This window comes from Cupriavidus necator, from assembly GCF_040578825.1.
GTDB lineage: Bacteria > Pseudomonadota > Gammaproteobacteria > Burkholderiales > Burkholderiaceae > Cupriavidus > Cupriavidus necator_E.
This window is the reverse complement of record NZ_JBEFLI010000126.1, coordinates 1-10,075: the sequence shown is the minus strand read 5'-3', so window position 1 is coordinate 10,075 and position 10,075 is coordinate 1. Positions and strand designations below refer to the sequence as shown.

The following is a 10,075-nucleotide window of genomic DNA, read 5'->3' as shown; positions in this document are numbered from 1 at the left end:
CACCTGCCGCCTCCACCGCACCGCCCACCAAGACCATCACCCTGCCCGACCGCGGCCGCGTCAGCCTGTCCGAGTACCGCGCACGCATGCGCGAGCAGCTGATGAAGACCGAGAACGCCAGCAGCGACGTGGCCGACTGTGCCGCGCACGCAAGCTGGGTGGTGCCGCGCTCGGCCACCTACGATGCGCTGAAAATTCCCACCGGCGCGCTCGGCGCCGGCCAGGCCACGGTCGAGCCGTGGAGCGGACGCTTCTCGCCCGGCAAGCAGGCGGTGCCGGTCAGCTCCGTGGTGACCTTCGCCGCCACCGCGCACAAGCGCCGCGGAGACAGCGACTGGCAGCCGGTGCGTGTGCGCTGCGGCTATGACGACGGCATGATGCTGGCGTACGAGCTGCTGGACAGCAGCGGCGCCACCATCAGCGAGCCGGCCGCAGCACCCGCGGTACCGGCCGTGACCCGCACCTCGGCCAGCAAGAGCCGCAAGGGGGCCAAGGGCAAGAGCACGGCCTCGGCCTCGTCGAAGTCAAAGGCGTCTGCGTCGAAAGCGTCGAAGTCCGCTTCGTCCAGGTCGACTTCGGGCTCGGCCAAGACGAGCAGCAAGGCCAAGAAGAAGCAGTAAGCGCGCAGATTCGCAGCGGAGGCAGCTGCTGACGAAGCTGAAACAGCGATTGTTGTCTCCCCTCTCCCATTTATGGGAGAGGGGAGACAACCGGCGGGTATAAAAGCCTCAGCCCAGATAATCCAGCATCGCCTGCACCATCGCCGTCCCCAGCAGCGCGCTGCGCGCGCCGTTCCAGCCCACCTCGGCGTCGGGCAGGTCCGCGTTGTCCTTGAACGGCATTTCCAGCGTCAGCGCCAGGCAGCCGAAGGTATGCCCGATGTACTTGGACGCCAGCTTGAGCGCATCGGCGTTGTACTTGCTGGCGGCGTAGCCGTGCACGTCCTGGAAATCGGGCGAGGCGCGCTTGAACGCCTCGATAAAGCGCAGCTGCTCGCGCCGGCGCGCTTCGGTAAAGCCCGGCAGCATCTCGCTGCCGGCGACGAAGTTGTACGGCAGCCCCTCATCGCCATGGATATCGAAGAACAGGTCGCAGCCGGTAGCTTCGATGGCGCGGCGCACGTGATAGACCTCGGGGCTGGTATCGGGATTGGGCGCCATCCATTCGCGATTCAGGTTGGCGCCGGCGGCGTTGGTGCGCAGGTTGCCGCGCGCCGAGCCATCCGGGTTCATGTTCGGCACGATATGGAACACGGCGCGCTCCAGCAGCTTGCGCGCGACCGGGTCGCCCGCCCACGCGCCGGAGCCGGTCAGGCGCTGCAGCACCCCCTCGACAAACCATTCGGCCATGCTTTCGCCCGGGTGCTGGCGCGCGATCATCCAGATGGTCTTCTTGCCGGGAGCCGGCTGGCCCACCGTCACGCGCGTCATATCGCGGCCGTCGACGGTACTGCCCAGATGCGACAGCTTCGCCAGCGGCGAGCGCTGGCAGGTGGCCAGCAACGACAGGTGGCGCTCGTCCGGATACGGCTCGAAATACGCGAACCAGACGCTGTCATGCTCGGGCGTAAAGTCCACCGTCATCACCTGGCCATCGAAGCGCGTTGGCACACGGAACCAGTGCGCGCGATCGTAGGAAGCCACCGCGCGGTAGTCGCGCCAGCCGTCCGGATAGGTGCAGTCCCCGGCGTTAAGGAAATGCATCCGGCACGCCTGCCTCGCCGCGCCCTGCAGCCGGAAGTGGAACCACTGGCGGAAATCGGCGTGCGAATCGGCGCGGATGCGCAGCCGGATATCGTCGGCACGGTCGAGCGCCTCGACCTCGATGGCGCCGGAATCGAAATGCGAGGAGATATGCAGGGCGGATGGCATGGCGGGCGGTCTCGTGGCGTTGGGTGCGGGCGGTCGGCTCAGCGTCCGGGCAGTGTCGATGCAGCGTCGGTTCAGTCTTCCAGGCGGCGGCGGAACACCCAGCGAGTGCCGTCCGAGGCCGCGGCATCGAAGGCGTAGCCATCCCCGGCAAAGCGCTTGAGCTTTTCCGGCTCGGTCACGCGATGCGTGATCGCATAGCGCGCCATGGTGCCGCGCGCACGCTTGGCATGGAACGAAATGATCTTGTAGCGGCCGCCCTTCCAGTCCTCGAACACCGGCGTGACGATGCGCGCCTGCAGCACCTTGGGCCGCACCACCTTGAAATACTCTTCCGAGGCCAGGTTGACCAGCTCCGGCGAACCCTCTTGCTTCAGTGCGGCCAGGTCGGCATTGATCGTCTGCGTGACCTCGTCGCCCCAGAACGCATACAGGTCCTTGCCGGCGGCGGTATCGAGCCGCGTGCCCATCTCCAGCCGGTACGGCTGCATCCAGTCGAGCGGACGCAGCACGCCGTACAGGCCCGAGAGGATGCGCAGGTGCTTCTGCGCAAAGCCGAGGTCGTCGGCCGACAGCGTCCCGGCGTCGAGACCATCGTAGACATCGCCGTTAAAGGCCAGCACGGCCTGCTTGCTGTTGGCCGCGGTGAACTCGGGCGACCAGTCGGCATAGCGCGTCACGTTGAGCACCGCGAGCTTGTCGGAGATGTCCATCAGCGCGCTGACATCCTGCGGCGCCAGCTTGCGCAGCCGCTCGATCAGCGTGGCGGAACGATCGATAAAACGCGGCAGCGTATGGGTCTTGATGCGCGCGGGTGTCTCGTAGTCCAGCGACTTGGCGGGAGACAAAACGATGAGCATGGCAAAATCGCGGCGTAAGCCAAGGTCAAACAAGCCAAGATTGTAGCGAATGCGCCTCGACATCACCGGAACTACCCTCCCCGCCAGCCTCGCCGGCGTCACATCCACGCCCGTGGCGGCGCCCCGCGTGGTGCTCGACTCCAATATCTGGGTAGACCTGCTGGTCTTTCGCGATCCCCACGTCGAGCCGATCCGCCAGGCACTGGAGGACGGCAGCATCGCCCCGGTGATCCGCGCCGACTGCCGCGAGGAGCTGCGCCGGGTGCTGGCCTATCCGCAATTTGCCCGCTTCGAGGTCGATATCGACGCGGCGCTGGCCACCGTCGACCGCCTCGCCAGGCTGGAGGCCGCGCCGGCGCAGCACGATTACGACGCCATCCAGCTGCCCCGCTGCAAGGACACCGACGACCAGAAGTTTGTCGAGCTGGCCCACTTTGCCGGGGCCGCGTGCCTGGTGTCCAAGGACAAGGCGGTGCTGAAGCTGCGCAGCCGGCTGCGCCGTTCCAGCGGCGTGGAAGTGCTGACGCCGCCGGGCTTCGGCGCGTGGCTGGCGGCGCAAGCCGGCGCCGACACCGCGGCCGATCCGCTTTAAAATTGCCGGACTTCGCGCGGCCGGTCCGGACCGCGCGCCAGGCCGCTTACCACCTCACAGCATCGACACGCTCGCAACATGTCCGCAGACACCACGCTCGCCCCCCTGACCCCGCCGCCCTCGCGCCTGCCCTCCGTCGGCACCACCATCTTCACCGTGATGTCGGCGCTCGCCACCGAGAAGAATGCCGTCAACCTGGGCCAGGGCTTCCCGGATTTTGATTGCGACCCGAAAATCGTCGATGCCGTCGCCGGGGCCATGCGCGCCGGCCACAACCAGTACCCGCCGATGGCCGGCGTGCCGCGCCTGCGCCAGGCCATCGCCGCCAAGATCGCCGCGCTGTACGGCCACCAGTACAGCGCGGACACCGAGATCACCGTCACCGCCGGCGCCACCCAGGGCATCCTGACCGCGATCCTGTGCGCGGTGCATCCGGGCGACGAGGTGATCGTGCTTGAGCCCTGCTACGACAGCTACCTGCCCGCGATCGAACTGGCCGGCGCCACCGCGGTGCCGGTCACGCTGGAAGCACCGGACTTCCGCGTTCCCTTCGACAAGCTGGCCGCCGCGATCACGCCGCGCACGCGCATGATCCTGGTCAACACGCCGCATAACCCCACCGGCACGATCTGGCGCGCGGGCGACATGGACAAGCTGGCGCAGATCCTGGCCGGCACCGACGTGCTGCTGCTGTCGGACGAGGTCTACGAGCACATGGTCTACGACGGCCAGGCGCACGCCTCGGTGTCGCGCCATCCCGAACTGGCGCGCCGCAGCTTCGTGATTTCCAGCTTCGGCAAGACCTATCACGTGACCGGCTGGAAGGTCGGCTACGTGGCCGCGCCGGCGGCGCTGATGGCCGAGTTCCGCAAGGTCCACCAGTTCAATGTGTTCACCGTCAATACGCCGGTGCAGCACGGGCTGGCTGACTATATGGCCGATCCCGCGCCCTACCTGCAGCTGTCGGCGTTCTACCAGGCCAAGCGCGATTTCTTCCGCGCGGGCTTGGCCAACTCTCGCTTCAAACTGCTGCCGTCGGAGGGGACTTACTTCCAGTGTGTCGATTACTCGGCCATTTCCGATATGAGCGAGGCCGATTTTGCGATGTGGTTGACGCGTGAGATCGGTGTGGCGGCGATTCCGGTCTCGGCGTTTTACTCGCAGCCGCGGGAATCGGGGGTGGTGCGGTTCTGTTTTGCGAAGAAGGAAGAGACGCTGGCGTTGGCGCTGGAGAGATTGGGGAAGCTGTAAGCGCTGGCTGATTGGCCCACCCAAGAGAAAACGCTCGCGATGGCTCGCGGGCGTTTTTGATTTCTGCAGACCATCCTAGGCCGGCGGTTTGCTCCCCTCTCCCGCCTGCGGGAGAGGGGTCGGGGGAGAACACCTTGCTCAGGCAAGCTCGCGCGGTTTTGGCGCACCTAAAACCGCGCTCGCCTTCCGCGTTGAGGGCTACTTGCTCCGACTCAGCATCAGTTCCGTATTCGCCTTCCGATCCGCATTGACCTTCTGCACCGTCTCCCGCTGCGACAGCGTCTTCAGGTAATCCTTCACCGGCAGGTCGGCGAGCAGGTCGGTGCCATAGATGATCTTGGTGCACGACGACACCAGCGGCAAATGCACCGCGGCAGCGCAATCGGCCAGCGTAAAGCTGTCGCCGGCGATATACGGCGAGAACTTCGCCAGCTTTGCAAATGCCGGGATATAGCGGTTCAGCAGCTTGTGCTGGCGCTCCTTGACGTTGTCGCTGACCTTGCCGCCAAAGAAGGCTTCCGGGTACAGCTCACGCGCCGTCAGCTCCAGGTACAGCTCCATGAAGGTGATGATCTCGCGCACCTTGCCGGCCTGCACCGGATCCTTCGGCAGCAGCGGCTTCTGCGGATAAGCCGCTTCCAGATACTCGACGATGACTTCCGACTCGCACAATGAGCCGGATTCGGTGAAGATGTAGGGCACCTTGCCCGCTGGCGACGCGGCCGGGTCGGTTTCACCGATCCATGCCAGCACCTCCTCGAACGGCACTTCCTTTTCCAGCAGCGCCAGCTTCACTTTGTTGTAGTAATTGCTGGCGGCAAAACCGCAGAGCTTCAGCATGTCGTCTCTCCGTTGTTGGAATGATCGCCCCCCGGTGGTTGCGGGCCGGGGCGATTGTGGACCATCCGGGGCCTGCAGTGTCCGGCCTGGCCGATCAGCGCACGCCGCTTGGCCTTCCCATCTGTTCCGGAAGGTGCAGAAAACGTACGATCGTGCTAATTTAACCACAACTTTCTGAATGAATGATGAGCACTTTCACCATTGACACGCTGGGCATCGTCGGCACCGGCGCCATGGGCCGCGGCATCGCGCAGATCGCCGCGCAGGCGGGCCTCACCGTCAACCTGTATGACGCTAACCCGCAAGCCGTCGCCGCGGCGCGCCAGTACTTGCAGGAGACGCTGGCCAAGCTCGCCGACAAGGGCAAGATCAGCGCCGCCGACGCCGAGGCCACGCTGGCCCGCGTCAGGCCCTGCGGCGCGCTGGAGGACCTGGCCGGCTGCGACATGGTGCTCGAAGCCATCGTCGAGAAGCTCGAGGTCAAGCGCGACCTGATCGCCAAACTGGAAGCGGTGCTGCGTGAAGACGCCATCATCGCCTCGAACACGTCTTCGCTGTCGATCACCGCGATCGCGGTCGGCGCGAAGCAGCCGGGCCGCATCGCCGGCTACCACTTCTTCAACCCGGTGCCGCTGATGAAGGTGGTCGAGGTCATCGACGGCCTGTCGGGCAACCCGGCGGTGGGCGATGCGCTGATGGCGCTGTCGCGCCGCATGGGCCATACGCCGGTGCGCTGCAAGGACATGCCGGGCTTTATCGTCAACCATGCCGGCCGCGGCATGAATATCGAAGGCCTGAAGGTCGCACAGGAAGGCGTGGCCGAGTTTGCCGACATCGACAACATCATGCGCGAGCAGGCCGGCTTCCGCATGGGCCCGTTCGAGCTGATGGACCTGACCGGGCTGGACGTGTCGCACCCGGTGATGGAATCGATCTACAACCAGTTCTACCAGGAACCGCGCTACCGCCCGTCGCCGATCACCGCCATCCGCGCGGTCGGCGGGCTGATCGGCCGCAAGGCCGGCGCCGGTTTCTACTCGTATGCCGAGGGCCAGAAGCAGGCGCCCGCCGCGGCCGCGGTGCCGGGCGCGCGCCCGTCGAGCGTGTGGGTCAGCCACGAAAGCGAGCGCGGCCACGCCATGGTGACCAAGCTGCTGGGCGCGCTGGGCGTGACCCCGGAAGGCGGCAACAAGCCGTCGGCCGATGCGCTGGTCGTCGTCACGCCGCTGGGCCTGGACGCCACCACCAGCGCGCTGCAACAGGGCCTGGACCCGGCCCGCACCGTCGCCATCGACACGCTGCTGCCGTTCGAGGCCACCAAGCGCCGCACGCTGATGACCACGCCGGCCACCAGCGCCGCCGCCCGTGACGCCGCGCACGGCCTGTTCGCCAGCGACGGCGTGCCGGTCACGGTGATCCGCGACTCGGCCGGCTTTGTCGCGCAGCGCATCCTCTGCTGCATCATCAATATCGCCAGCGATATCGCGCAGCAGCGCATCGCCACGCCGGGCGATATCGACCTCGCCGTCAACCTGGGCCTGGGCTATCCCAAGGGTCCGCTGGCGCTGGGCGACGCGGTCGGCCCGCACCTGGTGCTGGAGACGCTGCGCAATATGGAAGCGCTGACCGGCGACATGCGCTACCGTCCGAGCCCGTGGCTGTGGCGCCGTGCCGGCCTGGGCCTGTCGCTGCTGACCGAAGAGCAGTAATCCCGCAAAAGCCGCACTCAACCAGATCGCCCCCATGCCCGCACAGCTGTTATCCGAACGCGTCGATTCGACGCTGGTGCTGACCATCTCGAACCCCGAGGCACGCAATGCGCTGCACCCGGATATCTATGCGGCATCGAAAGCGGCGCTGGAACAGGCCGCCGCCGATGATTCGGTGCGCGCGGTGATCTTCACCGGGGCCGACGGCATGTTCTGCGCCGGCGGCAACCTGAACCGGCTGCTCGGCAACCGCAGCCAGCCGCCCGAGGTACAGGCCGCCAGCATCGAGGTGCTGAACGGCTGGATCCGGTCGCTGCACGCCTTCCCCAAGCCGATTATCGCGGCGGTGGAAGGCGCGGCCGCGGGTGCTGGCTTCTCGGTGGTGCTGGCGTGCGATTTCGTGGTCGCGGCCAGTGACGCTAAGTTCGTGATGGCCTACGTCTCGGTGGGGCTCACCCCGGATGGCGGCGGCTCGTACGAGCTGGCACGCGCGCTGCCGCGCCAGCTCGCCAGCGAACTGATGATGGAAGGCAAGCCGGTGAACGCCGAGCGGCTGGCGCAGTTCGGGCTGATCAACCGCGTCACGCCGCCGGGCGAGGCGCTGGCAGAGGCGCTGCGCCTCGCCGCGGGCATCGCCCGGCAATCGCCGCATGCGATTGGCCGCATCAAGGGCCTGATCAACCATGCGGGCACCGCGTCGCTCGACCAGCACCTGGCGGCCGAGCGCGACAGCTTCGTGGCCGCGCTGCACCACCCCGACGGCGGCGAAGGGATCAGCGCATTCCTGGAGAAGCGCAAGCCGCAGTACCGCTGATTACCACTGTCGATCACCACCGCTGATCACGCTTGAGGCCAGCCCGCGACAGACGGGCATGCCGCTACAAAGCAAGGAGACAACGCATGGAATTGCCGCCGTCCTCGCGTCGCCGCATCTACCTGATGCGGCATGGCGCCGTCTCTTACTTCGATGAGGCCGGCCGCCCCGCCCTGCCCGAGATGGTGCCGCTCAACGAGACCGGCCGCATGCAGGCCACCGCCGCGGGCCGCGCCTTTGCCGCCGAGGAGATCCGCTTCGACCGCGTCATCGTCAGCGGCCTGCCGCGCACCGTCGAGACGGCCGAGCGCGTGCTGGCCGAACTGCCCGGCATGGACGACCTCGTGCCCGAAGTCTGGCCGGCGCTGCAAGAGATCCGCGGCGGCGACCTGTCCGCCATCGCCAACCAGGACCTGCGCGACGCCTTTGTCGGCGCCTTCGAGGGCGAAGTCCCCGAAGACAAGCGCTTCCTCAACGGCGAGACCATCGGCGAATTCCTCGACCGCGTGCTGCCCGCGCTGGCCCGGCTGCGTGCCGACCCTGACTGGGACACCCTGCTGATGGTGCTGCACGGCGGCACCAACCGCGCCATCCTGTCGCAGGCCATCACCTGCGGGCGGCGCGTGTTCTTCGGCTCGCTGCTGCAGACCGCCGGCTGCATCAATGTGCTCGACATGGGCGACGGCCCGCTCGACTGGGTGGTGCGCATGACCAACTACTCGCCGCCCACGCCAGTGCACAGCGGCACGCGCCACACCACCATGGAAGTGCTGCTGCACCAGTACTTGCGCGGACGCCAGCCACAGGGCTGAGCGTGCCGCCGGCCGGACCGAATCCCAACCGATACCCGAACAGAAAACCAACGGAGACAGCATGACGAGCAACGTATCGCACTTCGAGGGCACGCGCCCGGTGGCCGACCAGCAGCGCTTCGACACCGCCGCGCTGGAAGCCTGGATGCGCCAGCACGTGGAGGGCTTTGCCGGCCCGCTGACCGTGGAGCAGTTCAAGGGCGGCCAGTCCAACCCGACCTTCAAGCTGATCACGCCGGACCAGACCTATGTGATGCGCGCCAAGCCCGGCCCCAAGAGCAAGCTGCTGCCGTCGGCGCACGCGATCGAGCGCGAATACCGCGTGATGGCCGCGCTGGCCGGCACCGACGTACCGGTGGCGCGCATGTACGCGCTGTGCGAAGACGAGTCCGTGATCGGCCGCGCCTTCTACATCATGGAATTCGTCGCCGGCCGCGTGCTGTGGGACCAGTCGCTGCCCGGCATGAGCCCCGCCGAACGCGGCGCCATCTACGACGAGATGAACCGCGTCATCGCCGCGCTGCACACGGTGGACTACAACGCCATCGGCCTGGGCGACTACGGCAAGCCGGGCAACTACTTCCAGCGCCAGATCGAACGCTGGACCAAGCAGTACAAGCTGTCGGAGACCGAATCGATCCCCGCCATGGACTCGCTGATGGACTGGCTGCCGCAGCATATCCCCCAGGAAGATGCCGACCTGACCTCGATCGTCCACGGCGACTACCGCCTCGACAACCTGATGTTCCACCCCACCGAGCCGCGCGTGCTGGCGGTGCTGGACTGGGAGTTGTCCACGCTGGGCCACCCGATGGCCGACTTCAGCTACCACTGCATGAGCTGGCATATCGCGCCGGGGCAGTTCCGCGGCGTCGCGGGGCTGGATTTCGCCGCGCTGGGCATTCCCGATGAAGCCGCCTATCGCCGCCAGTACGAGCAGCGCACCGGGCGGCCGATCACCGGCGACTGGTATTTCTACCTCGCCTTCAGCATGTTCCGCATCGCCGGCATCCTGCAAGGGATCATGAAGCGGGTCGTGGATGGCACTGCGTCGTCGGCGCAGGCGCTGGACGCCGGCAAGCGTGCGCGGCCGATGGCGGAGATGGGGTGGGAGTATGCGCAGAAGGCGAAGGGGTGAAATTCCTGAAGCGCTGATCGCTGCCGATTCTCTGGTGCCAAGGGCCGTTGGCTATCAATGACCAGTTGGGTACTCCCTCTCTCCCGCTTGCGGGAGAGGGGAGCAAACCGGGCGGTCAGCACCTGCCAGCGCCTGCCTCAATCCCCCAACGCCACCCCCAGCCCCCCGCGCGGGGGGGAGTAGACAAGATC

10 protein-coding genes are annotated in these 10,075 nt (G+C 66.9%); 7 read left to right on the top strand and 3 right to left on the bottom strand.

Going from position 1 to position 10,075, the window contains the following annotated elements:
- Positions 1 to 620, top strand: a 620-nt coding sequence (locus tag AB1I47_RS32630; protein WP_354687786.1) for a BspC domain-containing protein, incomplete at its 5' end; no start/stop codon positions are given.
- A 108-nt stretch (positions 621 to 728) separates the two neighbouring features.
- Here AB1I47_RS32630 and AB1I47_RS32625 read toward each other — a convergent pair.
- Together AB1I47_RS32625 and yaaA are read right to left on the bottom strand one after the other, a co-directional pair.
- Positions 729 to 1,871, bottom strand: a complete 1,143-nt coding sequence (locus tag AB1I47_RS32625) for a M14 family metallopeptidase (protein WP_354687785.1) — start codon at positions 1,869 to 1,871, stop codon at positions 729 to 731.
- 71 nt (positions 1,872 to 1,942) lie between these two features.
- Positions 1,943 to 2,728 carry a peroxide stress protein YaaA gene (gene yaaA, locus AB1I47_RS32620; protein WP_354687784.1) on the bottom strand — a complete coding sequence of 262 codons (786 nt, stop codon included), beginning with the start codon at positions 2,726 to 2,728 and terminating at the stop codon, positions 1,943 to 1,945.
- A gap of 49 nt (positions 2,729 to 2,777) precedes the next feature.
- On the opposite strand from yaaA, the gene AB1I47_RS32615 reads away from it, so the two are divergent.
- Entirely contained in the window at positions 2,778 to 3,320 is a 543-nt protein-coding gene (locus tag AB1I47_RS32615; RefSeq protein ID WP_354687783.1) for a putative toxin-antitoxin system toxin component, PIN family, read from the top strand.
- A gap of 78 nt (positions 3,321 to 3,398) precedes the next feature.
- Positions 3,399 to 4,571 carry a pyridoxal phosphate-dependent aminotransferase gene (locus AB1I47_RS32610; RefSeq protein WP_354687782.1) on the top strand — a complete coding sequence of 391 codons (1,173 nt, stop codon included), beginning with the start codon at positions 3,399 to 3,401 and terminating at the stop codon, positions 4,569 to 4,571.
- 198 nt (positions 4,572 to 4,769) lie between these two features.
- Here the strand turns inward: AB1I47_RS32610 and AB1I47_RS32605 are convergent, their stop codons facing one another.
- On the bottom strand, positions 4,770 to 5,411 hold the full coding sequence (locus tag AB1I47_RS32605) for a glutathione S-transferase (protein WP_354687781.1): 642 nt from the start codon (positions 5,409 to 5,411) through the stop codon (positions 4,770 to 4,772).
- Between the two features lie 185 nt (positions 5,412 to 5,596).
- Between AB1I47_RS32605 and AB1I47_RS32600 the strand changes: the two genes are divergently transcribed.
- From AB1I47_RS32600 to AB1I47_RS32585, 4 genes are all read left to right on the top strand, one after another.
- Positions 5,597 to 7,120: a 3-hydroxyacyl-CoA dehydrogenase gene (locus tag AB1I47_RS32600; RefSeq protein ID WP_354687780.1), complete on the top strand. Its 1,524-nt coding sequence runs from the start codon at positions 5,597 to 5,599 to the stop codon at positions 7,118 to 7,120.
- 34 nt (positions 7,121 to 7,154) lie between these two features.
- Positions 7,155 to 7,934, top strand: coding sequence for an oxepin-CoA hydrolase, alternative type (locus tag AB1I47_RS32595; RefSeq protein ID WP_354687779.1), 780 nt, complete (start codon positions 7,155 to 7,157; stop codon positions 7,932 to 7,934).
- Between the two features lie 86 nt (positions 7,935 to 8,020).
- On the top strand, positions 8,021 to 8,746 hold the full coding sequence (locus AB1I47_RS32590) for a histidine phosphatase family protein (RefSeq protein ID WP_354687778.1): 726 nt from the start codon (positions 8,021 to 8,023) through the stop codon (positions 8,744 to 8,746).
- 61 nt (positions 8,747 to 8,807) lie between these two features.
- The gene (locus AB1I47_RS32585) at positions 8,808 to 9,884 is read left to right on the top strand and encodes a phosphotransferase (RefSeq protein ID WP_354687777.1); all 1,077 of its coding nucleotides are present in this window, start codon (positions 8,808 to 8,810) and stop codon (positions 9,882 to 9,884) included.
- Positions 9,885 to 10,075 lie beyond the last annotated feature (191 nt).